General features: G+C 61.5%; 20 protein-coding genes. 9 read left to right on the top strand and 11 right to left on the bottom strand.

Translation table 11 applies throughout. The features are described from left to right. Positions 1-724 precede the first annotated feature (724 nt). Positions 725-1,687 carry a DMT family transporter gene (locus tag H2O77_RS10560; RefSeq protein ID WP_215822986.1) on the top strand — a complete coding sequence of 321 codons (963 nt, stop codon included), beginning with the start codon at positions 725-727 and terminating at the stop codon, positions 1,685-1,687. Between the two features lie 212 nt (positions 1,688-1,899). On the opposite strand, the gene H2O77_RS10555 is transcribed toward H2O77_RS10560, so the two are convergent. The 4 genes from H2O77_RS10555 to H2O77_RS10540 all read right to left on the bottom strand — a co-directional run bounded on the left by H2O77_RS10555 (position 1,900) and on the right by H2O77_RS10540 (position 4,732). Next, complete coding sequence (locus H2O77_RS10555; protein WP_192839265.1) at positions 1,900-2,583, bottom strand: hypothetical protein; 684 nt, start codon at positions 2,581-2,583, stop codon at positions 1,900-1,902. 175 nt (positions 2,584-2,758) lie between these two features. Beyond that, on the bottom strand, positions 2,759-3,199 hold the full coding sequence (locus tag H2O77_RS10550; protein WP_215822985.1) for a YkvA family protein: 441 nt from the start codon (positions 3,197-3,199) through the stop codon (positions 2,759-2,761). A 293-nt stretch (positions 3,200-3,492) separates the two neighbouring features. Next, the gene (locus H2O77_RS10545) at positions 3,493-4,218 is read right to left on the bottom strand and encodes a pirin family protein (RefSeq protein ID WP_215822984.1); all 726 of its coding nucleotides are present in this window, start codon (positions 4,216-4,218) and stop codon (positions 3,493-3,495) included. Between the two features lie 61 nt (positions 4,219-4,279). Next, positions 4,280-4,732 (bottom strand): DoxX family protein, encoded by a 453-nt coding sequence (locus tag H2O77_RS10540; protein ID WP_131432257.1) that lies wholly within the window; start codon positions 4,730-4,732, stop codon positions 4,280-4,282. A 131-nt stretch (positions 4,733-4,863) separates the two neighbouring features. On the opposite strand from H2O77_RS10540, the gene H2O77_RS10535 reads away from it, so the two are divergent. Continuing rightward, positions 4,864-5,805 carry a LysR substrate-binding domain-containing protein gene (locus H2O77_RS10535; protein WP_215822983.1) on the top strand — a complete coding sequence of 314 codons (942 nt, stop codon included), beginning with the start codon at positions 4,864-4,866 and terminating at the stop codon, positions 5,803-5,805. Positions 5,806-5,820: 15 nt separating this feature from the next. Here the strand turns inward: H2O77_RS10535 and tdh are convergent, their stop codons facing one another. The 6 genes from tdh to H2O77_RS10505 form a co-directional block, all read right to left on the bottom strand. Next, a complete protein-coding gene (gene tdh, locus H2O77_RS10530) occupies positions 5,821-6,846 on the bottom strand; it encodes an L-threonine 3-dehydrogenase (protein WP_215822982.1) in 1,026 nt (341 codons plus the stop codon). Next, positions 6,843-8,081: a glycine C-acetyltransferase gene (locus H2O77_RS10525; RefSeq protein WP_215822981.1), complete on the bottom strand. Its 1,239-nt coding sequence runs from the start codon at positions 8,079-8,081 to the stop codon at positions 6,843-6,845. Before H2O77_RS10525 ends, tdh begins: the two co-directional genes overlap by 4 nt. Positions 8,082-8,205: 124 nt before the next feature. After that, positions 8,206-9,717 carry a Na+/H+ antiporter NhaC family protein gene (locus H2O77_RS10520; RefSeq protein WP_215822980.1) on the bottom strand — a complete coding sequence of 504 codons (1,512 nt, stop codon included), beginning with the start codon at positions 9,715-9,717 and terminating at the stop codon, positions 8,206-8,208. A 472-nt stretch (positions 9,718-10,189) separates the two neighbouring features. Next, entirely contained in the window at positions 10,190-11,683 is a 1,494-nt protein-coding gene (locus H2O77_RS10515; protein ID WP_240548572.1) for a BCCT family transporter, read from the bottom strand. Positions 11,684-12,044: 361 nt separating this feature from the next. Next, on the bottom strand, positions 12,045-13,742 hold the full coding sequence (locus H2O77_RS10510; RefSeq protein ID WP_215822978.1) for a BCCT family transporter: 1,698 nt from the start codon (positions 13,740-13,742) through the stop codon (positions 12,045-12,047). A gap of 489 nt (positions 13,743-14,231) precedes the next feature. After that, positions 14,232-16,019 carry a BCCT family transporter gene (locus H2O77_RS10505; RefSeq protein WP_240548571.1) on the bottom strand — a complete coding sequence of 596 codons (1,788 nt, stop codon included), beginning with the start codon at positions 16,017-16,019 and terminating at the stop codon, positions 14,232-14,234. Between the two features lie 539 nt (positions 16,020-16,558). On the opposite strand from H2O77_RS10505, the gene H2O77_RS10500 reads away from it, so the two are divergent. The 7 genes from H2O77_RS10500 to H2O77_RS10470 all read left to right on the top strand — a co-directional run bounded on the left by H2O77_RS10500 (position 16,559) and on the right by H2O77_RS10470 (position 23,075). After that, positions 16,559-17,515, top strand: coding sequence for a GlxA family transcriptional regulator (locus H2O77_RS10500; protein ID WP_215822977.1), 957 nt, complete (start codon positions 16,559-16,561; stop codon positions 17,513-17,515). Positions 17,516-17,814: 299 nt separating this feature from the next. Beyond that, positions 17,815-18,858, top strand: coding sequence for a YHYH protein (locus H2O77_RS10495; protein WP_215822976.1), 1,044 nt, complete (start codon positions 17,815-17,817; stop codon positions 18,856-18,858). 147 nt (positions 18,859-19,005) lie between these two features. Further along, positions 19,006-19,356 (top strand): hypothetical protein, encoded by a 351-nt coding sequence (locus H2O77_RS10490; protein ID WP_215822975.1) that lies wholly within the window; start codon positions 19,006-19,008, stop codon positions 19,354-19,356. 273 nt (positions 19,357-19,629) lie between these two features. Then, complete coding sequence (locus H2O77_RS10485) at positions 19,630-20,730, top strand: YHYH protein (protein ID WP_215822974.1); 1,101 nt, start codon at positions 19,630-19,632, stop codon at positions 20,728-20,730. A gap of 181 nt (positions 20,731-20,911) precedes the next feature. Next, entirely contained in the window at positions 20,912-21,532 is a 621-nt protein-coding gene (locus tag H2O77_RS10480) for a HupE/UreJ family protein (protein WP_215822973.1), read from the top strand. After that, positions 21,529-22,080 carry a hypothetical protein gene (locus H2O77_RS10475; protein ID WP_215822972.1) on the top strand — a complete coding sequence of 184 codons (552 nt, stop codon included), beginning with the start codon at positions 21,529-21,531 and terminating at the stop codon, positions 22,078-22,080. Before H2O77_RS10480 ends, H2O77_RS10475 begins: the two co-directional genes overlap by 4 nt. Positions 22,081-22,160: 80 nt before the next feature. Beyond that, complete coding sequence (locus tag H2O77_RS10470) at positions 22,161-23,075, top strand: hypothetical protein (protein ID WP_215822971.1); 915 nt, start codon at positions 22,161-22,163, stop codon at positions 23,073-23,075. Between the two features lie 158 nt (positions 23,076-23,233). Here H2O77_RS10470 and H2O77_RS10465 read toward each other — a convergent pair whose 3' ends face one another. Next, positions 23,234-24,280 (bottom strand): alpha/beta hydrolase, encoded by a 1,047-nt coding sequence (locus H2O77_RS10465; RefSeq protein ID WP_215822970.1) that lies wholly within the window; start codon positions 24,278-24,280, stop codon positions 23,234-23,236. Positions 24,281-24,349 lie beyond the last annotated feature (69 nt).

The following is a 24,349-nucleotide window of genomic DNA, read 5'->3' as shown; positions in this document are numbered from 1 at the left end:
TCGTTTTATAAGACTTTGTTGTTGGTGGGTGCGTGGTTATGTCGCACCTGACGCTAGCTCAAGGTAAGAGAGTCCATTTGTTTCTGCTACTTGAGGTCATCTGGTATTACCAGTGATGATCACGAGGTTTATTTGCGCCAACTCATTGATAGTCAACGCCTCTGTGAGGTGCCGCAGCCCACTCATCACGCGCAGCAGGTCAGTTTATTAGACTAAAAGGCGGCAGTTTACCGGGTGAGAGGCGTCTGCTTTCTGAGCGTGACAGGAAGGGTGTCCGGCCAATGACATCTGCATGCCACGCGCTTCACTTCCCCCAAGCGCCCCAATAGAAGGAGGAATGGCGAACAAGAAGATGGTCGGGTGGGGGTGTCTTGCGCGCCATAAGGGCGGCTCACGCCTTGTTGTCTTGCGTGAATCCCCTCTTTCTGGTGGTCGTCATTGTCTCGAGATGATGGGCGAAATCAAGGCCTGCTCAGGCAAGGATATATCCACTGATTATTCAAGAAGTCGCGCACGATTCAGTGACAAGTCACTAGTAGCCGTCATGTCTGTCATGCATTGGCGACAGGTATTCAAGTTTAACTTTCGTTGGCTGATTGAGAATAACAATTGGATACCATTTAAATAAAAGAAAGTACAAATAAGCCGGCTGTGTATATTTACAGGCTCCGGGCGTGTCTTGTTACGCTGTCTTTCCTCAATCAATCACGTCTATGGAGAGCGCATGGCACAATGGGGCACGTTATTGGTCATTCTGGCAGCCCTCCAGTGGGGGATTACCGGTGGGCTGGGAAGTCAGTTGATGTCGTGGGGCTGGCAGGCCGAAGTCATTTCGTTCTGGCGCGCCATGGTGGGGTTCATCTGCATGCTGGGCTGGATGTTTCTGCTGGGCTATCACAAGCGCCCGGCCGACTCCACGCGTGGTCTGTTGGGGTGGTCATTGCTGGCGGGGCTGGGTGTCGCCGGCAATTTCATGTTCTATTTCAAGAGCGTCAATGAAAGCAGCGTCGCGGTGGCTGCCACGCTGATGTACAGCGCGCCCATCTTTGTCTATATCGCCTCTTTCCTGGCGCGGGTCGAGAAACCGACGCCGACCAAGTTGGGATCGATCGTGGTGGTGATGATCGGCATCGTATTGCTGACAGGCGTGCTGCAATCCGGCTCTGCCTCTGTCACCCCACTCGGCATCGCCTTTGGCTTGTTGGCAGGCGTGTCTTATGCCGTGTTCATCTTTGCCTTCAAGTCCGCTTCGCGGCATGGCAGTGTGCCGGGCATCCTGGCCATCGCGCTGGGCTTGAGCACCTTGATCATGGTGCCGTTCACGGACATGGGGCAGGCAATTGCGGTGCCCTTCGCCGATGAGTGGTGGGTCTTCATCCTGTTCGGGCTGGTGGGCGGTGGCCTGTCCTTCTATTGCTATATTGCCGGGCTGCGCCATAGCTTGCCCTCGGTCGCCTCCATCGTCGCCATGATCGAGCCGATCACTGCCACCCTGTACGGCCTGTTGATTCTGGGACAGGGGCTGGATGCCATGCAGATAGGTGGCATGGTGCTGATTCTGCTCGCGATCACGGTGCTGAGCCTGGCGCAGAATCGCCCCGATGTGTTGCTGCGCATGCCGCTAGGCTTGCGCAAGGACACCTCAAGAGACGCGCAGGCGAAGCAGACGGAACAGACAAGTCAATGACGCCTTGTGAGTCCTGAACTGATGTCTTCATTCTGCTCGCGATCGTGATGAATGCCGCGCGATACACGATGCGCAAGTCTCGATGGCAATAGCGAAGGGATGAAGGGGCCTGCAACACGACAACGCCTCGTCAGCATGGCTGGCGAGGCGTTGTCGTGTTGTGACGTGTATGAAGTCGAGTGATGCCAGTGCGTGCTGGATCTGCCTCGCTGTCAGCTATCGCTGAGCACGGCGGCAAGTTCAGGGCTCGGGCGGCTGGCGTTGACGAAGAAGTCATTCATCGTCAGCAGCAGGTATTTCTTCATCATGTTCTGGGCCGGCAGGAAGATGCGATCACCGAAGTCGAAGTTGCCTGCCTGGTGCGGCACGGAGTCCTGAACGGCGTAATCCTTGCTGAACAGCAACTGCTCGTTCTTGTCGTAGAGACGATACTGGACATCGAAATCGGCAATGATATCGAAATCTTCATTGGCGACACCGAAGGTCAGCAGATTCTTGGTCAGGTTCTGGGCGATCAGGTAATCAAGATATACAGGGCCACGATTCTCATGGGCCTGGATTTCCACTTGCAGGCGGTAGTCGCTGGCGCGTGCATCATGGGTGATGCGCGAAGACGCGGGCAGTTGCTCACGCAGCAATTGATTGAAGTGGGTCATTGCCGGTGAACAGGCGCGCGACAGCTTGATGTTGCCCAGTGGTTGCATGGCCTGTTGGGCTGCGCCGGAAAACAGGTTGGCCTGTGGCTGACTGTAATAGACGTCGGAATAGAACACCTTGTGCTGGTAGGCCTGCGCCTCCACCGGCGTCACCTTCGGGACATCGATCTGCGCGCGCGACACACAGCCGGCCATCACCATGAGGGCAATGCCCGCGCTAGCGAGTTTCATCAATGGCATGGGCATTCGAGTGACGGGCATAAGACGAATTCTCGGGCGTGGCGAAGTTGTCGCTCACCGTAACATGCGCATGTCACAAGGCTAAACACAGGCCAGACAACGCCTTTCAACCATTGTTAACTTTTGTTGAATATTGTTGCATTTGTATATGTGAAGACTCGCAAGAGGCGCCAGCTCAATCGAACCAGCGCTTGAGTGTCGTCTCCGCGCGCGCGGAATGTTCCGGCTTGATATGCGCGGCGACGATGGCGACGGCACCCGCCATCAGCGTCAGGTCATCGGTGTAGCCAAGCAGTGGCGTGAAATCGGGCAGACCGTCGATGGGTGAGATGAAATAGCCCAGCGCCCCATAGATGGTGGTGCGCGCCCAGAGAGGCGTATCGGGGTCCTGGGCGGCGAAATACATGCGAAATGCGGGGTTGAGCACACGCTTGCCGGCCTTTCTGGCGGCGCCGCTCATCTTGCGCCAGAAGCCGGCCTCCGAGTAGTCCTCGGTATGGGCGTCGAGGGCCTCCTGGTGTGGACGGCTGCCATCGCCCGTCTGCGCTAGTGGATCCGGTGCTGGCAGCCTGAGTGTCTCAGGCGGCTCGGCGGCGATGATGGTCTCATTCGTCATGGCGCTGTCTCCGTCATCTGAAGGTGTCGGCAATGGCTGCCAGCCTCATACCCTGCGCTGCAGGCCTTACTCTAGCATGTGACTTTGTGCGGGTTGCGTCGTTCAATGAATCGCGCCGTGAATCCTTCCGTGAGTCACTTCGGCAATCGCTCCCTGTGTCGTTCTGTGGAGCGCTTTGTGAGCCGCTGCGTGCTGGCAATGACAGACAGAAAGACGCCGCTTCCTCACCCGTATCAATTGGGCAGGGAGGCGGCGTCATTTTTGGCGATCAGGCACAGATCAGCATCAACGGCTCAGGCGGGCAGGTCGAACAGCAGGGCATGCAGCCGGTGGGCCTCGCTCAGCGCGAGCCGTGATGCTTGATCCAGCGTCACGGCGTCGCCTGCGCCCAGCGAGACACCTTGCGCATCACTCGTGCTCAAGCGCGTGGTCCCGTCGATCACGTGCAGATAGTAGCGGCGCTCGCTGTCCAGCGGCAGTTCCAGTGCTGTGCGCTGCTCGTCATCCCCTTGCAGGCCGATGCGATACATCCGGGCATCCTGATTGATGGTCAGCACCCCAGGCGCGGCTTGCGCCGGTGGTGCGATCAACAGGGTCAGGCCGTCGCGGGCGGCGAAGGGCTGCTGCTGATAGCGCGGCGGCAGCCCCTTGGCCTGTGGCGTGATCCAGATCTGCAGAAAGCGCAGTGGCTCGCGCGACGAGGCGTTGTACTCACTGTGCTCGATGCCCGTCCCGGCACTCATCAGCTGGACTTCGCCGACCCCCAGGGTGTGCCGTGAGCCCATGCTGTCGCGGTGCTCGATGCTGCCTGACAGCACATAGCTGATGATTTCCATGTCACTGTGCGAGTGCGGATCGAAACCTGCGCCCGGCGCCACGCGGTCATCGTTGATCACGCGCAGCACGGAGACGCCCATGTGAGCCGGGTCGTAGTAGCTGGCGAAGGAGAAACTGTGGCGGCTCTCCAGCCAGGCGAACCTGGCATGGCCGCGCGCATTGCCGGGACGTAACGTGAGCATGGCAACCTCCTGAGACTGTGCGGGCGCGCATTGAGTGATGAATAGCCAGCCTTCAGCAGGCTTATGAATCGTGCCTGGCCGGGCTCAGCAGACGGTCGAGTGACAGCTTGCCGCCGCCGGTGATCACCAGGCTCGCCGCGATGGTCAGTAGTGCCAGCGCATATTCGTAACCGTTGTTGCTCGCGAACAGACCATTGCCGATATGCACGGTCAGGATGGCGACCAGCATGGTGAAGGCCAGCACGGCAGCCGCCGGACGTGTCAGCAGGCCGATCAGGATCGCCAGTCCGCCGAAGAACTCGCCGCTGCCGGACAGCAGCGCCATCAGGTAGCCGGGTTCGATGCCGATGGAGGCCATCCACTGACCGGTGCCTTCCAGGCCGTAGCCGCCGAAGGCGCCGAACAGTTTCTGTGAGCCGTGGGCCATGAAGATGATGCCGGTCGGGACCCGCAGCACCAGGCTTGCGAGGCTGGAATCGGTGGTCATCAGGCGAGAGAGGGCAGACTTGAACATGTGTGGCTCCATTGATCAGAGGATATGAGGTTTTTCAGATCAGTGTCTTTGATCGATGGAGCTACTATAGAATGGGGCTTATCAAAAAAATAACGGAGGATTCTGGTCTCAATGATCAGAATTTTTGAATCATGGTCTCACCCATCACACTCGACGCCCTGCGCGTGCTGGATGCCATCGAGCGGCGTGGCAGTTTCGCCGCGGCCGCCGAGACGCTGCATCGCGTGCCCTCGGCGATTTCCTATTCGGTCCAGAAGCTGGAGGAAGAGCTGGGCGTGCCGCTGTTCGATCGCTCGCGGCGCAAGGCCGAGCTGACCGATGCGGGCCACTTGGTGCTGGCGCATGGACGGCGCATTCTGCTGGCCACCGAGGAGATGACGGCGCTGGCGCGTCAGGCGGGAGCGGGCTGGGAGGTCGAGCTGCGCATCTGCGTCGATACCATTCTTGATCCGGAGGCGCTCTATCCGCTGTTGGAGGAATTCCAGGCCATCCAGCCGCGCACGCGGGTGGTGTTGAGCGAGGAGGTGATGGCGGGTGCTTGGGATGCGCTGCATGACAATCGCTGTGATCTGGTGATCGGCGCGCCCGGCGAGCCACCGGTGTCGGGTCTTGCGTGCCGGCGGTTCGGCGCAATAGAACCGGTCTTCGCTGTGGCGGCAGATCATCCGCTGACCCGGCTGGCGCAGCCGATTGCCATCGAGGCGCTGCAGGAGTATCCCACCGTGATCGTGGCGGACAGTTCGCGCAGTCTGCCCGGCCATTCTTCCGGCTTGCTGGATGGCCGCAGCCAGATCATCGTCAAGACCACGGCGCAGAAGATCGAGGTCCAGCGCAAGGGGCTGGGAGTCGGCTATCTGCCGCGCCATCGGATCCATCGCCAGCTGGAGGAGGGCAGTCTGGCACTGCTGCAGCTGGAGACGGCGCGCGCGCCGATCGATCTCTCGCTCGCGTGGCGCAGTGGTCGTCAGGGCAAGGCGCTCAAATGGTTCCTCGAGCGCCTTGCCGCCCCCGGCATGGGCGAGGCCTTCGGGCTGTTGCCGCGCGCGCCGGCGACTGACTTGCGTGGAGACTGAATCGCGCAAGCGCCCTCAGCCCCAGTCGAGCACCACCTTGCCCGACTGACCGGAGCCCATGATCTCGAAGCCCTGCTGAAAGTCTGCGACGCCCAGGCGATGGGTGATGATGGGCGAGAGATCCAGCCCTGACTGGATCAGGCTGGCCATCTTGTACCAGGTCTCGAACATCTCGCGGCCATAGATGCCCTTGATGGTGAGGCCCTTGAAGATGACCTTGGTCCAGTCGATGGCCATCTCGCCGGGCGGAATACCCAGCATGGCGATCTTGCCGCCATGATTGATGACATCGAGCATCTGCTCGACGGCGGAGGGCACGCCGGACATTTCCAGCACCACATCGAAGCCCTCATGCATGTCGAGCTCCGCCATCACCTCCTGCAGGGATTCGCGGCTGACATTGACGGTGCGGGTCGCGCCCATCTGCTCGGCCAGTGCCAGTCGATAGTCATTCACGTCGGTGATCACCACGTGGCGAGCCCCGATATGGCGGATGACCGCTGCCGCCATGATGCCGATGGGCCCGGCGCCGGTGATCAACACGTCCTCGCCGACCACATCGAACGCCAGCGCCGTATGCACGGCATTGCCGAAGGGGTCGAAGATGGCCGCCAGGTCATCGCTGATCTCATCCGGCAACTTGAAGAGGTTGTAGGCGGGCAGGGCGAGATATTCGGCGAAGGCGCCGGGGCGGTTGACGCCCACGCCCTCGGTATTGCGACACAGATGGCGACGCCCCGCGCGGCAGTTGCGGCAATGGCCGCAGGTGATGTGCCCTTCGCCCGAGACACGGTCGCCGATCTCGTAGCCGCGCACCTCGCTGCCCAGCGCGACGATCTCCCCCGCATACTCATGACCGGTGACCATCGGCACGGGCACGGTCCCCTGCGACCACTCATCCCACTGATAGATGTGCATGTCCGTGCCGCAGATCGCGGTCTTGCGGATCTTGATCAGCACATCGTTATGGCCGATTTCCGGTACGGCCGTCTCGGTCATCCAGATGCCGGGTTCGGCCTTGAGCTTGGCCAGCGCCTTCATGCATCACCTCCCGTCGTGGAGTTGATCACGCCCATCTCGCCCCCGATACGCGTAAAGGCGGCAATGGCCGTCTCGATCTGCTCCGGAGTATGCGCCGCCGAGATCTGGGTGCGAATGCGCGCCTGTCCCTTGGGCACCACCGGATAGGAAAAACCGATCACGTAGATGCCGGCCTCCAGCAGGCGATTGGCGAAGTCGCCCGCCAGGCGTGCATCGCCGATCATCACCGGAATGATGGCGTGACCGGCACCCGCTAGGGTGAAGCCGGCCTCCTGCATGCCACGACGAAAGCGTTCGACGTTCTCCCACAGTTGATGGCGCGCCTCGGCGCTGTCCTCGACCTTGTCCAGCGCCTTGAGGGTCGCCGCCACGATGGGCGGTGCCAGCGAGTTGGAGAACAGATAGGGCCGCGAGCGCTGGCGCAGCCACTCGATGATGGGCCCGCGCGCTGCCGTCACGCCGCCCGAGGCACCGCCCAGTGCCTTGCCGAAGGTCGTGGTGATGATGTCGATCTGATCCATCACGTCATGGTATTCGTGGCTGCCACGCCCGTTGGCCCCCACGAAGCCGGTGGCGTGGGAGTCATCCACCATCACCAGCGCGTCGTAGCGCCTGGCGAGCTCGCAGATGCCCTTGAGATTGGCGATCACGCCATCCATCGAGAAGACACCGTCGGTGGCAATCAGCTTGAAGCGTGCACCGGCGGCGTCCGCTTGCTGGAGGCGGGCCTCGAGTTCGCGCATGTCATTGTTGGCATAGCGATAGCGGCTTGCCTTGCACAGGCGCACGCCATCGATGATGGAGGCGTGATTGAGCGCATCGGAAATGATGGCGTCTTCAGGGCCGAAGAGTGTCTCGAACAGGCCGCCATTGGCGTCGAAACACGAGGAATAGAGGATGGCATCGTCCATGCCGAGAAAGGCCGCAAGGCGTTTTTCCAGCACGCGATGCTGATGATGAGTGCCGCAGATGAAGCGCACCGAGGCCATGCCGAAGCCGTCACGCTCCAGCGCCTGTTGCGCGGCCGCGATCAGCTCGGGGCTATCGGCCAGGCCCAGATAGTTGTTGGCGCAGAAGTTGATCACCTCCGACCCTTGCCTCTCGTGTTCACCCCCGCCCGCGACCCGCAGGCTGGCACGCTGGGGCGAGGTGATCTCGCGCTCCTGCTTGTAGAGACCTTCTTCATGCAGCTCATTGATCTGACGGCTGAGGTGGTCGTGGAAACTGGCTGGCATGCGTCGCTCCTGTCTGTCGTGGTCCTGTTCGCTTCCGATGGACGCTGAACGCCTGCGGGAAACGTGATGGCACAGGCTTTCAGCGTAGTCGGGGTCTGTCAGCGGTGTGGTGCGGATCGTGCGCTCAGCTGACCGGACGCTCCTTGAGTTCGTTGCCATCCTCGTCTTCAAAGGTCAGTCCCCAGCTGGTGACGGCGGCCAGCAGCATGATGGCCACGAGGAACCAGCCCTGGAAGACAAACGGGAAGACGGCGGTCGGTGAGACGGAGGGCAGCCAATCATAGGTGCCCTGCATGGACTGGATCGTCGACCAGCCCAGCAGTACCGGTGCACCCCAAGGGAAGATGTAGCCCAGCGCAGAGGTCACGGCGTCCAGCATGTTGGCGCGGCGATAGCGATGGATGCGGTAGCGGGTGCCCAGCGCACGCACGAAGGGCGCGGCCGCGATCTCAGCGGCGGTATTGATGGTGATGGCGCTGTTGAGCAGCGCCACGATGCCCCAGATGGCCACTTCGGCGCGGCGCATCGATTGCTTGATCCAGCGCATCAGCAGGCGCGTGACATGCTCCATGGTGCCGCCGAGGGTCATCAGGTGGGCGGCACCGACGATCAGCAGGATCAGGATGCCCATGTTGACGTAACCTTCGACGCCGCGAACCAATGCACCAGTCATGACGCCATCGGCCTCGGCATCGAAGGCGATGATCTGTGGCAGGCTGCCGGTGCCGGCGATCAGCATGACAGGAATGGCGAGCAGGATGCCCCAGGTCAGAGAGGTCAGCAGGTGTTGCCCACGCAGTGCCAATATCAGCACCAGTGCAAAGGGCGCCAGCATGATCAGGCCCGCTGGATCGGCGGCCTCCTGCATCGATTGAACCGCCGCGGGGTCGGTGATGCCGCCTTGCTCGCTGCCGCCGAAGATCACGAACAACGCCAGTGCCGGCAAGGCTGCCGCAATCGAGTACTTGAAGCGGCTTTTCACCACGCCGGGGACATCCGCGCCCTGGGTCGTGGCGGAGACGATGGTGGTGTCCGACACCGGGGCCAGGTTATCGCCGAAGATGGCACCGGACAGAATTGCGGCAAACAGCAGGGTGGGGTCACCGCCCACCGCGATGCCGGCCGGATACATCAGCGTGCAGAAGGCGACCGTGGTGCCGTAACCAGTACCGACAGCGGTCGAGAACACGGCTGCGAGCAGGAAGGTGAGCCCGACGAACCAGCCGCCGGTCATGTCCGAGATGCCGCCCAGCCAGACAAGCCCTTCGACCAGTCCCCCGACCTGCAGAACCTGAGCGAACATCCCGGCATAGAACCAGGCGACGATGGCGACCACCCCGATGGGCTGCGTCAGCCCATCGAACAGCCCGTTGGCATAGTCCTCCCAGCGACTGGTGCAGAAGAACAGGCCGAGGGTCAGCCCGAACAGTGCCCCCATGACCAGGCCGATTTCAGAGGACAGCCCCATCACGCTGGTCGTGATTGCCCAGACGACAAAGAAGATCAACGGGATGGCGGCGCCCCAGGCACCGAAGCGGAATGTCAGCGAAGGGGAGTCAGGCGCTGCGTGTGAGGCGTCATTGGGCGGGTGAGCAGCGTTCTGCTGCCCATGATCCTGCTGGGAAGTCGGGGACATGTCATTACCTGTCTACGTCATTGTGATTGTTGGGTGACGACTTGAGGCAGGCGCTGGGCAAGACGATCTTCCGCATGGCAAGGCACTTGCTTCACCTTGCATCGGATGGCACTCGGCACATGCCTGAGCGCAATGTCGATGTCCGCATGGCCTTGTCAGCAATACAAACGCCAGCAAGGCTTGTGGATGTTTGATGTCTTGCCAGCATGAAGCGCTGAAAATCCAGCGTTCTGCCAGTCATTTCAGCCTATCAGTGTGTGCTGATGGACTGTCAATGCGGCGAAGGCGCAAGACGTGTCGTTCGTGGCGGGTAGCGAAAAAAGGTGTTCATCAGACGTGACACGGCCCTGCACCTCATTCGAGGGCAGGGCCGTTGTTTTGGACAGATTGCGTTGGATAGATCGCGTTGGACAGATTGCGTTGTCATGCATCGCGTCGGTACACGCTGCAACGCCTCTCACGCCATGGCGGTTCAGCGCTGGGTGAGTGGCGCCGGTGCCGGGACGGCGCGGGTGGCTCGATCACGGCGTACGCGGATCACGAAGGCGATCACCAGCGCGAAGATGCCGAAGGCGACCGGGATGGCGGCGACCGAGATCAGGCTCAGCAGGGTCTTGTAGACATCGCCGCCCAGCCAGCTGACCACGACGGCCAGGGCCGCCATGGAGACGATCCAGAAGGCGCGTGAGCGTTTGACGGTCAGCATCTCGCACACCAGGCCCGCGGAGTCGGCGCTGGTGATGAAGAACAGCAGGATGTTGAGCGTCAGGATCAGGGACAGCAGGCCGCTGCTGTCGATGGTGTCGATCAGCTTGAACACGTCATCGACGCCCAGACTCAGGCTGCCGAGCCCGAAGACCACGAACCACAGGCACGAGAACAGGGTCGGCACCAGCATCACGCCCAGCACCATGCCACGCAGGGTGCGGCCCTTGGAAATGCGGGCGATGAAGACGCCGGTGAAGATGAACCAGCCATACCATGCCGCCTCGAAGGCATATAGCCAGTCTGCCAGCCATGTCTTGCGCTCCGGATCGCCCAGGCCGATATCGGTGGCCATCGCGGGGTACTTGAGCAGGTATTCCGGCACCAGGCGCACGAAGGTGGAGAGGATATCGCCGGGCACGGTCAGCACCAGCACGCCGAGCATCAGGATGATCGCGAACAGGGTGTTGTAGTTGCTCAGCCACTTGATGCCGCGCTTGAGGCCCGAGGCGGAGGAGATGATGGCGCACACGGCCAGCACGCAGATGATCAGGGTCGGGCTGAACTCGATGCCGACCAGCTTGACCAGCCCCTGCTGGATCGGGGTGGTGGCGTAGGTGAAGGACAGCGACAGGCCGATGACGGTGGAAACGACGAGGCTGATCAGGTTCAGCTTGCTCCACAGGCCGTTGCCCAGCAGTTCTTCGGCGGGCTTGGCCATCTTCATGTTGTACATGGCGTGGGCGAAGAGCGCGCCGATGGCCAGATAACCGGCCCAGGCGAGCAGACCCCAGTGATTGAAGGCGTTGAGCAGCGCCATATCGGTGCTGAGGCCGGCATCGGTGTGATATTTGGGTTCCAGCACGCCCCAGGTGAGCAGGCCGATGCCCATGCCGGTGGCGAACAGCATGCCCATCCAGCTCAGGGTATGGAATTCAGGGTCGCCTTCGCCGAAGCGTAGCTTGCCCAGCGGGGTAAAGCAGACCGCAACCAGAATCAGCGAGACGGCAAAGGCCGGCCAGGTGAACAGGAAGCCGAAGTTGCCGATCACCGAGCCCTTGATCAGGTCGAGACTGGCCAGAAATCCTTCGGGAAACAGGGCGGCGGCAGCGATCAGCAGCGCGATCACGCAGACGGTCGCGATCGAGGTCAGGTACTGCTCCTTGCCGGAGACCGAGGACCCCAGTCCGCAGATGTCGTCAGCGGATTGCGCGTTCTGTTGTTCTGAGACGAGCTGTCCATGAACGGACTGTTCAGACACGGGCTGCCCAGAAACAGGCTGTGCAGAGGGCGAGTGATGGGTCATTGTGCGAGTCCTGATGTTGTTATTGTCATGGCTGGCAACGTGATGCGGGGATGAGGTGACGCGTTGAAGAGGCCGATGCTGAGCTCCTGTGAATGGCAAGGACCCCAAAAGACTATCCGGACTGGGTAAGCAGTTTTGGATATGCGCGACAACTAATTGGCTTGTTGCGACATCCCGGGCTGCCAGTGCGAGAAATATTGGTTGATAACGTCGTGATGCCTCCTCCCAACGAGACTCGCCGAGCCGCCCCGGTATCGGGATGGCTCGGCGAGTGTGGTGATACCTGCCGAATGATGTCTGTCGGGAGATGTCTAGATCAGACGCGACCGCTGTCTTGACTGGGCTTGCGTAGTTTCCTGAGCGCGATACCCGACTCCTGACACAGTGCCACCAGTAGGCCCAGCGTCATCGCCACGATCACGAAGCTCATCGGCAGGGCGGCGGCCATCAGGATGGTCTGCAGCGCCTTGAGCCCGCCCGCCATCAGCAGTGTACCGGCCACCAGCCCGATGCAGATGCCCCAGAAGATACGATGGCGTGCCAGCGGTTCTTCATCGCCCAGCGACAGGATGGTCGTGACCACCAGGGTGCTGGAATCCGAGCTGGTGACGAACCAGCTGATCAACAGGAAGATCAGCAGAGACGACAGGATGACGCTCAGCACGCTGTTGCCCGCCAGGGCATCGGCGGTAGCAAACAGCGCTTCGGGTAGGTTCCAGTTGCGCACCAGCGACATCAGCTCGCCGCTGCCGGCACCCATGCTGGCTGTCAGCTCCTGATACAGGCCGGTACCGCCGAACAGTGCCTGCCAGATGAAGATGATCAGCGGCGGGGCGATCAATACACCAAGGATGAACTCACGCAGGGTGCGGCCCTTGGAGATGCGGGCGATGAACAGACCAATGAACGGGGCCCACGCCAGCCACCAGGCCCAGTAGAAGATGGTCCAGCCGACCTGCCAACTGTTTTCCCCCGCAGTCTCGGCGACCCACAGCCCCATCGGCACCACATCGCGCAGATAGGCCAGCAGCGTTTCGCCGAACAGCGAGATCAGCCATAGCGTCGGGCCGCCGATCAGGAAGCTGCCGACCACGAGGACCGACACGCCGATGTTCAGCTCGGAGATGAAGCGAATCCCGCGCTTGATGCCGGAGACCGCGGAGGCGATGGAGATCGCACTGATCGCGACGATCAGCGCCAGCTGGGTGCCGATGCCGGCATCCAGACCGGTGAGGCGATTGAGGCCCACCGCGATCTGGCTGACGCCCAGGCCCAGCGAGGTGGCGATACCGAACACGCAGCCCAGCACGCCCATGATGTCGACGGCATGGCCGATCGGGCCGTAGATGCGATCACCGATCAGCGGATAGAGCGCGGAACGCAGCGCCAGCGGCAGTTTCTTGCGATAGGCGAAGTAGGCCAGCGTCATGCCGACCATGCCGTAGATCGCCCAACCATGCAGCCCCCAGTGGAAGAAGGCCACCTTGAGCGCCTCGACGGCGCGGGCGTGATCCATGGCGGTCGCGCCGGCCAGATCCGCATGCGGGTTGTTGGGGTAGCCGAAGCCACCGGAATTGTCGAAATAGAACATCGGCTCCGCGACACCGAAGAACAGCACGCCGATGCCGACACCTGCCGAGAGCAACATCGAGATCCAGGTGAAGCGCGAGAATTCCGGCGCGCTGTCCTTGGGGCCGAGGCGCAGGCTGCCCCACGGCGAGCACACTAGCACCAGCGACAGGGCGATCATCACGACCACCAGCACCAGGTAATAGGTGCCGAAGGTATGTTCGATCCAGCTGCGCGCGGCACCGAAAATGGCGGCCGCCCCATCGGGAGAGAGACCGGCTCCGACGACGAACGCTAGCAACAGGCCGGCCGAAGTCAGGGTCATGCCCTTGTGCATGCCCTTGAGCGGGCCGCTGGTTTCCACCTGGATATGTGCCGTGAGGGCATTGTTCTGCGAAGGGTGTGGTGCGGGATCACCGAGCGGATCATGGTCTGTCGCTGCCATGAGAAGACTCCTGAATTGTTGTAGTTGTTGTGTGAGCTGTCGTTCTAATGCTGTTCGAGCTGTCGTTCTAATTGCTGTTTGAGCGTCGCTCCTGCTGCAGCCTGAGTGCCTTGAGGCCTTGAGAGCGGAATCGATACGGGCAAGGCCGGTGGCTAAAGTGGGGGATGATGTTCTCGTTCAGGCCAATGCCGGGGATGGCCAATCTCGAGAGCGCCAAGAGTGTCATGCGTACCTGGCTGGGCACTTTTGCTGTCAGTGTCCTGTCAGTAACGCAACCGACTGTCAGGCCGAGGGTTGCGCCTTTCCAGACTAGTCAGATGCGGTTTGTGAACATTGGATGCAAGCGACGCCTATTTGCCACAACGCGACGTCGAGAACACGCCAAAGACGCCAGAAACGACAATGCCCGCTCAGATCGGGATCTGAGCGGGCATTGGTGACTCGATAATGACAAATGGCTACCAAAGAGTGTGACTCTGCTGCCAGTCTTTAGCCCGCGTTGGTCTGGTTGACCGCTCGCGGAGTAGCCTGAGCGGATGGCTTCGGCTGACGACGCGACCTCAGCGCGCTGCGTGATTCATCGATAAGTGCGACCAGCAGGCCGAGGGTCATTATCAAAATCACGAAGCTGACTGGCAGAGCGGCTGCCATCAATACCGTCTGCAGCGCCTTGAGTCCGCCGGCCATCAGCAGCACCGCTGCGACGGAGCCGATGCAGACACCCCAGAAGATGCGATGACGCGGCAGTGGGTCTTCATCGCCCATCGACAGGATGGTGGTGATGACCAGGGTGCTGGAATCGGAGCTGGTCACGAACCAGCTGATCAGCAGGAAGATCAGCAGCGACGTCAGCACGGTGCTGAGAATGTCATTGCTCACCAGCGCATCGGCGGTGGCGAACAGTGCCTCTGGCAGATTCCAGTCGCGAATCATGCCCATCAGCTGGCCGGTGCCCGGGCCCATGGCCGCGTTCAGCTCCTGATGCAGTGCGGTGCCGCCAAACAGGGTCTGCCAGATGAAGATGATCAGCGGCGGGGCAATCAGCACGCCGAGGATGAATTCACGCAGGGTGCGGCCCTTGGAGATCCGCGCGATGAACAGACCGATGAACGGTGCCCATGCCAGCCACCAGGCCCAGTAGAAGATGGTCCAGGCATCCTGCCAGTCGCGCTCGACCGGCGTGCTCGCGACCCACAGTCCCATGGGAATCACATCACGCACATAGGAGACCACCGTCTCGCCGAACATGCTGATCAGCCACAGGGTAGGGCCGCCGATCAGGAAGCTGCCGACCACGATGACGGACACGCCGACATTCAGCTCGGAAATGATGCGGATACCGCGCTTGACGCCGGAGACCGCCGAGGCGATGGAGATGACGCTGATGATCGCGATCAGCACGACCTGGGTGCCGATACCCGAGTCGATACCGGTCAGGCGGTTGAGGCCGACGGCGATCTGACTGACGCCCAGCCCCAGCGAGGTGGCGATACCGAACACGCAGCCCAGTACCCCCATGATGTCGACGGCATGGCCGATGGGGCCGTAGATGCGGTCACCGATCAGCGGATAGAGTGCGGAGCGCAGTGCCAGCGGCAGATTGCGGCGATAGGCGAAGTAGGCCAGCGTCATGCCGACGATGACATAGACCGCCCAGCCATGCAGGCCCCAGTGGAAGAAGGCCAGCTTGAGCGCGTCGACGGCGCGGGCGTGATCCATCGCCATATGGCCGGCGAGGTCTGCGTGCGGGTTGTTGGGATACCCGAAGCCGCCAGAGTTGTCGAAGTAGAACATCGGTTCGGCGACGCCGAAGAACAGGATGCCGATACCCACGCCTGCCGAGAGCAGCATCGAGACCCAGGTAAAGCGCGAGAATTCAGGACGGCTATCCGGCGCGCCTAAGCGCAGCTTGCCCCAGGGGGAGAAGACGAGGGCAATGCACAGGCCGATCAGACCGACGATGGTCACCAGGTAATAGGTGCCGAAGGTGGATTCGATCCAGGCGCGCGCGGCGCCGAACAGACTGGAGGACAGCTCGGGTGCCAGGCCGGTGGCGAGGACGAAAAGCAGCAGCAGGCCGGCGGAGGTCAGGGTCATGCCCTTGTGCATGCCCTTGAGCGGCCCGGAGGTCTCGACACGCAGGCTCAGGTCCGGCGAATGGTAGCGCTGAGAACCGACGACTGCTGTGGCGCTGCCGTTAGAGGGGGTGTTTTGGGCGGTGGCGTTTTTAGTACTGGCGTTGTCAGGTGAGGCGGGATCAGGCTGAGGTGGGGTCACGCAATATCTCCTGTTCGAGCTGGTCGTAGGGCCAGCGTTCCCTGTCGCGGTCACGGCGGAATGACCGTTCATCAGTTGCGAAAAATTGTTGTCGATAAGGCAACGAGATGAAGACGTGAATGCTTGTCGAGATGCGCAAGAAGGCGCTAACTCCCTAAAAGCATTACAATATATTATGTATGGAATTGATTTTGATGGCTACAGCTTCTGGAAAATTGGCTGTGTCTCAAGAGCACGTTCGCCAGCGGGCCTGTTCGGTCACGCAAGCTCATTGGCCAGGACTACCGTATAGGAGTGTCGCGTCAGTCTGAGAAGCAGAAATCATGCAGTGATATTCTTGACGTGATGCGACGTATTCTTGCCTAAATACGACAATGTTAGCCGCACGTGGGCCTCTTCCGGAATAACATTCTGGCGGTGCAGGGTCGTGAGTGGAGCCTGTACCTCAGGCGCTTGCCCTCACGACGTCATTGACGCTGCTTGCGCTCAGGCGACGGGCAGGGCGGATTCACCTTCTCACTCTCTGGAGCCACTGCACGATGCGACTCGATTACACCGGCCCGCTACCGGAAACCATCGGTTTTCTCTTGCTGCCACGCTTCTCGATGATGGCGTTCTTCGCGGCCGTGGAGCCTCTGCGCATCGCCAATCGCATCAGTGGCAAGCCGCTGTTTCGCTGGTTGCTTATCAGTGAGGATGGTCAGCCGGTCACGTCTTCCAGTGGCATGACGCTGGTCGCCGACCACAGCATTCTTGATATTCGCTCCCTGCCTTCCCTGGCGGTATGCAGCGGTTTTGAGCCCGAGGCACACCTCAATCGCGCCTTGACGGGCTGGCTGCATCGTCTCGATGGCGGAGGCTGTGTGCTGGGCGGCCTGGATACCGGCTGTTTCCTGTTGGCGGCGGCAGGACTGTTGGACGGCGAGCGGGTCACCCTGCATTGGGAGAGTCTGCCGGCGTTTCGTGAGCGCTTCCCGACCATCAGTACCTCGGACGAATTGTTCGAGCTGGGCGCGCGCCGCTTTTCCTGTGCCGGTGGGGCAGCCGCGATGGACATGGCGCTGGATGTGATTGCCCGCCGGCACGGTACGGCGTTGGCGGTGGATGTTTCGGAGCAGCTGGTACACGACCGCATGCGCACGCGGACTGACCAGCAGCGCATGACGTTGGCGCGCCGCCTTGGCACCCACAAGCGCCAGCTAGTGGATGCGGTCGCCCTGATGGAACAGAACCTGGACACCCCCTTATCGCTGGAGGAGTTGGCAAAGCGCTGTCGCGTCTCGCTGCGCCAATTGCAGCGCCTGTTCGAGCAAGAGCTGTCGACCTCGCCGCGGGCCTGGTATCTGCGTCTGCGACTGGAGCGGGCGCGGCATCTGCTCAAGGAAACCGACCTCGATATTCTCTCGATCGGGCTGTCGAGTGGCTTTACCTCCAGCTCCAGCTTCTCGCGTGCCTACCGCAACCACTTCGGTCACTCACCGCGCCAGACGCGCTGAGGGCCTGGGCAAGGCATTGCCTCAACAATTGCTGCAAGTTTATGCGCCACTTTGCTTGCGATCGGCTCTCACCACTGGCTTTTGGCGGCTGTCATAACCGCGTGTCAACAGCGTGACCTGATGGGAAAGACTGCCAGAAGGCGGGTGTCCACGCCTTGAGGTGCCATGCTGTCTGGCAAGGGGCGTCTTGTGCTGGATGAAGGACGAGGTTCCAGCAGGCGCTTGGTCCGAATGAGTGACAGCTGCGTGTGGCCTGCATAGGCATGAGAGCGACTTTTGCAATGACAAGGGGATGGGGAATGAAGCATCTGACAAGCAAGTTGCTATTGGGGAGCGCCATCGCCTTGATGGCCTCCACGACCGCCATGGCCCACGGCATTGATATGAGCGAGCGGCTGACAAGTATCAAGTCGATGTTCGATGCCGACAGCATCGTGGCGGGACCGAAGGTCGTGGACTGCACGCTTTCCGGCGGCACCGAGACCCAGTGCTTCAGCATCACGCTCAAGAACTCGCTGGCTGCCGATGAGATGGGCCCCTGGTGCCCCGGCAATATCTCGGACAGTGCTGATGAGGGCGGTATCTGGGTACGTGATGGCACGCAATACGACGTGGATGGGGCCTTCATCGAGAACCTGGCCACCTTCTATGATGATCCCGAGTGGCAGTTGTTTGACGAGGAGACTGGCAAGGTTCGTATTACGGACACCAAGACCGCCTGTGATCAGGCGGCGCGGCCGGATGTGGCTGAGGAGTACAACAACTACTGCGTGGAATGCCGCACTGAATATATGGATGAGGTCGTCGAGACCACCTATGTCGTGCCATTGGTGCCTGTCGCCAGCCAGGAGGAGGCGGCAAGACGCACGCCAGGCCCGCGGGGGATCGCCTTCAACGGCGTCAGATTCGATGCTGCGGCGCCGCAGGATGCGATTCTCGCTGCCCATACTCTAGCCCCGTTCGACGATTGCGGGGGGCATGTGAATCTGCATGTGGGCTATCACTACCACGGTGCCAATGGCTGTAGCCCCAAGCAGGAGAAGACTGAGGCGGATGCCCCGATGATTGGCTTTGCGATGGACGGTTACCCGATTCTGGCCAAGCTGACCGGAGATGACGCGGATAAGGCAGATCTGGATGCCTGCAGCGGTCACGTCGCCGAGGGGATCGGCTATCACTATCACGGTAACAGTGCCGAGAAGAACGAGATTCTGGGCTGCTTCAAGGGTGAGATCGGCTGCGCGCTCGACTCGCCCGATGCGGTCTGCAAGGCAAATGAACGACCTAAGGGTGGACCGCCCGAGGGCGGGCCTGAAGGGCAAAAGCCTGCCGACAAGGCGTGATGCCGGGATTGCTCCCGTGTGATTGGGGGAGCCCTTGCGAGTGCAGGGGTTGCCTCGGGTTGTCGGCATGGTGCGGCGTTCTGACATATTGCCTGCACACTCTAGCGGCACCCTGCGTTCATCAGCACGAATACATAAGGAACGAGCATGATGAAGCTTTCTGGTCTCTCTGGCGTGAGTCAGGCCATCGCCCGTAGTGGCGCAATGTTTGCCATCACCGGCGCCCTGCTGGCAGTCAGTGCCGTGAGTGCGGCGCAGCAACCGCCGCGCGGCAAGCCGCCTCAGGAAGCGTTGGAGGCATGTATCGCCAAGCAGGTGGGAGACCAGTGTCAGATTCAGGTGCAAGGTCAGCAGGATCTGATCCCCGGTCAGTGCATCGCACCGCCCGAGGACGGTCCTGGCCCGGGTGCATCAGGTGACGCGCCGGCCGATGGAGGTGCAGGTCTTGCCTGTCTGCCCGAGGGTGCCAAGCCGCCGGGCGGCCCAGCGGAACACTGAGGCTGAAGGCGCCTGCGCCGCATGCACAATGAATGCTTCGCCCGTTACTCTGATGATGTTGCAAAGATCAAAGGGCGGGAGCTGCTGTCTGTGCGCCGCCGGGGCAAGCTGTGAGTGCCAGCTTGTGCTCACGAATTGTTCGTTGTAACGGTTCTTTGCAACGCTTCACTCGTACGCTGCGCTTTTGCATGCGTTCTAGTGGATCCACCCTTTCTGTCGCGGCGACACCTTACGCTTACCGCGACATTCAAGCGTCTTGTCAGGAGTCATTGAATGACCATCACACGTCCTCGTCGTGCAGCTGCCTTGTGGCACAAGGCACGCTTGCCCGCTTCTGTGCTGTCAGCATCGGTCGCAATGCTGATGGCCGGCGCGGCTCACGCTGAAGTCGTGCCGAGCCAATTCTCCTCGGCCGCGCTGGTGAAAGCTCCTGAAACGGTGAGCTGTACGCTGGAGAATGGCACGCAAACCCAGTGCACCCGTCTGGTGGTCAAATATAAGCCGGATGGCCTGAAAACCGGGCCATTCTGCCCACCATCTCTGGATGACGAGGGCGGTATCTGGGACTGGGATGGTGAGAACTCAGGCCTCTATCGTCTGGATCGTGCCTTCTTCGAGATGCTCGATACGCTCGGCTTCCATTTCTATGATGATGACGAAAAGCTCAACATCATGACGGACCTGAGCAAGAAACCGGTCGAAGCCAACAACTGCCTCAATGTGGCCGAAGATGAGAGCGTCGAAATGACGGTGCTTTTACCGCTCACGCCCGTCGAGGCTGATGAACCAGTCGATCTCGGCACCGTCGCAAAGGTTGGCCTGGCACTGGATGGTGTACCGATCTTCGCCGATGCCCCCTCGGTACTGGATACCGGAAATCTTCCGGCACTCGACACCTGTGGCGGTCACGTCGATCCCGGTGGCTGGTATCACTGGCACGCGACGGCGACTGATATCGACACCCTATATGATGAAGAAGGTGTTGATGCTCACTGTCAGTTACCGCAAAGCCACACTGCGCAATTCGCCTATGCCTTCGATGGCTATCCGATGTTCGGTACTCAGGATTCAGGCGGAGAAAAACCGACAGATCTCGATAGCTGCAATGGTCACTTCGGCCCGACAGAGCGCCACCCCGAGGGCGAGTACCATTATCACGCCACTGACGAGTTCCCGAATCTGCCTAAGTGTCTAAAAGGCGTGGTCGCCAAGGATAACTTCGAAACCACGGCCAGCATGGGGATCGGCTCGCCGCGCATACCGGGCCAGGGCCCCGGCCCGGGTGGGCCGGGTGGGCCGGAGAAGGACACATCTGATCGCTCGGAGTCTGATCAGCCGTCAGAGGCCCCATCTCAGGCATCCAGCGAGCAGTAGAGGCGGATGTCCATCAGGCTGCTGAGTGGAAGCTTGGCGCGCCACCTTGCCGACACTCGCGCGGACTGCCTGAGCTCACGAGCTGTATGAAAGAGAGTGCTGTATGAAGAAGCCCTGCGGCCATGCGAAAGACCTGCATTGCCGCGGGGCTTCATGCTTTTCACCGAAGGATTGTTACCTCATGACGTTTACTCGCTTTTCGGTGCCGCGACTCTCGCGGGCAGCCATCTCTCGCCTGGGCCTGTTGCTGGTCATGTTCTCCGGGGCTGCGCATGCCCATGTCGATACCGATTCGGTCGGTGGCTTTGCCGCGGGCTTCCTGCATCCCCTGACCGGGCTTGATCACTTCACGGCCATGGTGGCGGTGGGCCTATGGGGCGTGATTCTGGGGCGGCCCGCCACCTGGCTGCTGCCGGTCGTCTTCCCGATGATCATGGCGCTGGGCAGTGTGGTCGGCATCGTGGGCCTGGCGCTGCCGGGCATCGAGATCGGTATCGCGCTTTCCGCGCTGGTGCTCGGCGCCTTCATCGTGTGGCGGGTCGCATTGCCGTTGTGGCTCGCCTGTCTGGTCGTCTCGGTGTTCGCGATCTGTCATGGCTACGCCCACGGGGCGGAATTGCCCCTGGCCTCCGATCCCTTCGCCTTCGCGATGGGCTTCATGTTGGCCACCGGCAGTCTGCATGCCGCCGGTATCGGCGTGGGCGTAGTGGCAGAGCGCTTTCGTCAGGGCGTGTTGCTGCGGGTACTGGGCGCAGTGACGGCGCTGTTGGGCGTCTACTTCCTGATGGAGGCCCTGGCATGATGATGTGGGATCAATGGCTGTTGGGTGTTCGCGCCGCCACCGGAAGTCCGGTGATCCTGTATCTGCTGCTGACGGCCAGTCTGGTGGGCGTTGCCTGTCAGAGCCGCTTCACGACTGGCGAGTGGCTGCGCGGTGTCCTGCGTCTGATCAATGCCATGGTGCTGGGAGTCGTGGTGGCGCTGTACGCGCCGGATTCGCTGGTGATGGCAGTGGTGGGTTTCGCGATCGTCACGGCCTTGCTGGTGTCGATTCATCTACCGCTGCGCACGCTGTGGGGCAGGGCGCTGATGATGCGTGTTCCGGCAGCGTTGTCGGGGCTGGTGGTCGCCCTGCTGTTCGTCGGGCATGACGTGGCCACTACCCCAGTGGCAATACTGCTCGGCGTAATGACGGCCATACTCCTCATCGTTGTCGCCGGCTGGGGGATTCTTGCCTTGGCCGGTCGCTTTCTCCCCGAGTCGGCTTTCGTCATCGCCCAACGCGTGCTGGGCGCCTGGCTGGTCGCCATCGGCGTGATGACCCTGACCTTCATCGTGATGCAGTGGTGAGGTTGGCCTCTTGCATTATCAGGCTGCTCGCCCCCATTGCATGAGGATGCCCTCAGTAAGCCCCAAGGAATGGAGCGCGTATGCAGTTCATGAAATATGCCAGGCAGTTGGCGCGGAACCCGCTGGGGATCATCGCGTTGTTCATCTCGTTGATCTATGGCTTCGCGAGTCTGCTGCTGAATTCGGCGGCCGAGACACTGACGGTGGCGGAGCGTTGGCCGTTGATCGGTTTCATCGTGGTGTTTCCGCTGCTGGTGCTTGCGGTGTTCTATCGACTCGTGACCCATCATCACGGCAAGTTGTATGCGCCGGGGGATTACGACAAGGACCGCTCCTTCATGCGCACGCTGTCGCCAGCCGAGCAGGAGCAGCGTCTGACTCGCGAGGTGCAGGAGTCGCTGGGGGAGAGTGATTGGCAGCAGGGTGGAGCAGACGCCGAGGCTCAGATATCAGCCGCAGATGAGGATAGCGGGCAGGCCGTCGACGATGCCGATGTCGCGCAGCTGTTGAGCCCTCAGAACGGCGCCGACGAGAAGGCGCCGTTATCGCGTGCCGAGCACCTGGAACATCATCGCCAGCAGATGACCCAGCTGAAGGATGCGGTGCTGCGTCAGATGCAGGAGTCCTCCACTGCGGGTGGTGGCGGCGGTAGTGCGAGCGGTGGGATGACGCGGCATGTGCGTGTCGGCGAGACCGATGCCTGCTTCGATGCGTTGCTCGAGGGAGAAAGTGCCCCCTTCACGTTCATTGAAGTGAAGGTGCTCAAGCACTACGCCAGAGCGCAGACGGTGCTGCAAAGTCTGCTCTACGAGGCGCTGCTGGCGGACCGCACTCTGGAGGCCAATTTCAGACTGATCGTCGTGGTCGTGCTGACGGACGATTCGTCTCAGGACATGACGCGGGAGCGGCTGGAGCAGGAGTGGCATCAGCGCATCCGTCAGTGCCCGGTCGCCATCGAGCTGCGCTTCATGTCACCGGCGAGTCTGAAGGCTTAGGCGACGGCTTGACGCTCGAGCGGTCATCTCCAGGCCTTTCATTCATCAGCTATATCTGTCGTCAACTATGTCGGTCACCAGCTATGTCTGTCACCAGATGCGCAAACGCCCAGTCACTATTCTCGTGGCTGGGCGTTTGTGTACGTGAGGGGCTTGCGCTAGTCCAGGGCGCACAGGCGCCGATCGAGGGCTTCACAGAAGGCCTGCCAGGCGTGCTGCATCTCGGGGAGCGCATGATGTGCGTGCAGCGCCGCATGCACCATGCCGCTTGCACTGCGATAGCCGACATCGGCACCGCGCCAGCGCCAGACATCCACCGCTGCCTCCAGCGGTTGGGTCAGCGGATCATGTTCGGCGGCCAGCACTTCGATCTGGCGTGCTGGCGGCTGCTGGGAATGGGCCGGCGAGGGTGAGTAGCTGGCGGAGCGGTCGCCCTCGGCGACGGTCAGCCACATGCTGACCACTTCATCGCGGCCGAGCAGCGGCGCATCCGAACCCAGCGCGAACTCGTTCTCCTTGGCCAGCACGAAGACCGGGTCCATCGGCGGGTAGATCAGCCCCAGCACATAGCTTGTGGGCTGCTCGGGGGCCGGATGCTCTTGATGGTGGGCCGTCTCCATTTCCGCGCCGTGGGTGCCGAGGCTCTGCATGCGCGTGCCCTGCAGGCCGATGTTGGGCATCTCGGTATCGAGTCGGCGCGCCACATCCATCGCCAGTCGAGCGCCGGCGCTGTCACCGACGATGGCCACCGGTTCGACCGTGGCGGAGAGGTGCTCGATGGTCGCCAGGCAATCCGCCAGTGCGTCCTGATAGTTGGCTTCCGGCAGCAGGCGATAATCGACACTGACCACCTCACGCCCCAGCTGGGCGGCCAGGCTGGAGGCGATGCCCTGATGGCTCTCCGGCGAGCCTATCTGCCAGGCCCCGCCGTGCAGAAATACCACCGGTGCCGGCAGGTTGCCGTCTGCCTTGCGTGCCACCTCCGGGATGAAGTGGCGCAGGCGCAGCGGCGTCGCGCGGCCAGCGACCTCGACGTGATTCTCGTGGGTCGTGACGCCCTCGGCGAGCGGCGCACCAAGTTGCTGGCACAGTTGTTCATAGCGCTTGCGGGCGTCTGCCAGCGGCATCTCTACCATTTCATCCATGCCGCGCGCGAAGTCATCGATGAAGGCGCGACAGGTGATGGGGGAAGGCGTCATGGTCATGAATCGGCTCTCGGCGGGTGTCCCAAGACAATAACACCCCGCCAGAAGACTGGCAGGGTGCGGGTTTCG

Origin of the sequence: Cobetia sp. 4B (assembly GCF_018831605.1) — a bacterium.
Classification (GTDB): Bacteria; Pseudomonadota; Gammaproteobacteria; order Pseudomonadales; family Halomonadaceae; genus Cobetia; species Cobetia amphilecti.
The sequence above is the reverse complement of the archived record's forward strand: the minus strand, read 5'-3'. Positions and strand labels throughout refer to the sequence as shown.

Excerpts from the sequence above, each read along its gene's own strand:
- H2O77_RS10560 (WP_215822986.1), top strand. The coding sequence starts at position 725 with ATGGCACAATGGGGCACGTTATTGGTCATTCTGGCAGCCCTCCAGTGG.
- H2O77_RS10555 (WP_192839265.1), bottom strand. The coding sequence starts at position 2,583 with ATGCCATTGATGAAACTCGCTAGCGCGGGCATTGCCCTCATGGTGATG.
- H2O77_RS10550 (WP_215822985.1), bottom strand. The coding sequence starts at position 3,199 with ATGACGAATGAGACCATCATCGCCGCCGAGCCGCCTGAGACACTCAGG.
- H2O77_RS10545 (WP_215822984.1), bottom strand. The coding sequence starts at position 4,218 with ATGCTCACGTTACGTCCCGGCAATGCGCGCGGCCATGCCAGGTTCGCC.
- H2O77_RS10540 (WP_131432257.1), bottom strand. The coding sequence starts at position 4,732 with ATGTTCAAGTCTGCCCTCTCTCGCCTGATGACCACCGATTCCAGCCTC.
- H2O77_RS10535 (WP_215822983.1), top strand. The coding sequence starts at position 4,864 with ATGGTCTCACCCATCACACTCGACGCCCTGCGCGTGCTGGATGCCATC.
- tdh (WP_215822982.1), bottom strand. The coding sequence starts at position 6,846 with ATGAAGGCGCTGGCCAAGCTCAAGGCCGAACCCGGCATCTGGATGACC.
- H2O77_RS10525 (WP_215822981.1), bottom strand. The coding sequence starts at position 8,081 with ATGCCAGCCAGTTTCCACGACCACCTCAGCCGTCAGATCAATGAGCTG.
- H2O77_RS10520 (WP_215822980.1), bottom strand. The coding sequence starts at position 9,717 with ATGTCCCCGACTTCCCAGCAGGATCATGGGCAGCAGAACGCTGCTCAC.
- H2O77_RS10510 (WP_215822978.1), bottom strand. The coding sequence starts at position 13,742 with ATGGCAGCGACAGACCATGATCCGCTCGGTGATCCCGCACCACACCCT.
- H2O77_RS10500 (WP_215822977.1), top strand. The coding sequence starts at position 16,559 with ATGCGACTCGATTACACCGGCCCGCTACCGGAAACCATCGGTTTTCTC.
- H2O77_RS10495 (WP_215822976.1), top strand. The coding sequence starts at position 17,815 with ATGAAGCATCTGACAAGCAAGTTGCTATTGGGGAGCGCCATCGCCTTG.
- H2O77_RS10490 (WP_215822975.1), top strand. The coding sequence starts at position 19,006 with ATGATGAAGCTTTCTGGTCTCTCTGGCGTGAGTCAGGCCATCGCCCGT.
- H2O77_RS10485 (WP_215822974.1), top strand. The coding sequence starts at position 19,630 with ATGACCATCACACGTCCTCGTCGTGCAGCTGCCTTGTGGCACAAGGCA.
- H2O77_RS10480 (WP_215822973.1), top strand. The coding sequence starts at position 20,912 with ATGACGTTTACTCGCTTTTCGGTGCCGCGACTCTCGCGGGCAGCCATC.
- H2O77_RS10475 (WP_215822972.1), top strand. The coding sequence starts at position 21,529 with ATGATGATGTGGGATCAATGGCTGTTGGGTGTTCGCGCCGCCACCGGA.
- H2O77_RS10470 (WP_215822971.1), top strand. The coding sequence starts at position 22,161 with ATGCAGTTCATGAAATATGCCAGGCAGTTGGCGCGGAACCCGCTGGGG.
- H2O77_RS10465 (WP_215822970.1), bottom strand. The coding sequence starts at position 24,280 with ATGACCATGACGCCTTCCCCCATCACCTGTCGCGCCTTCATCGATGAC.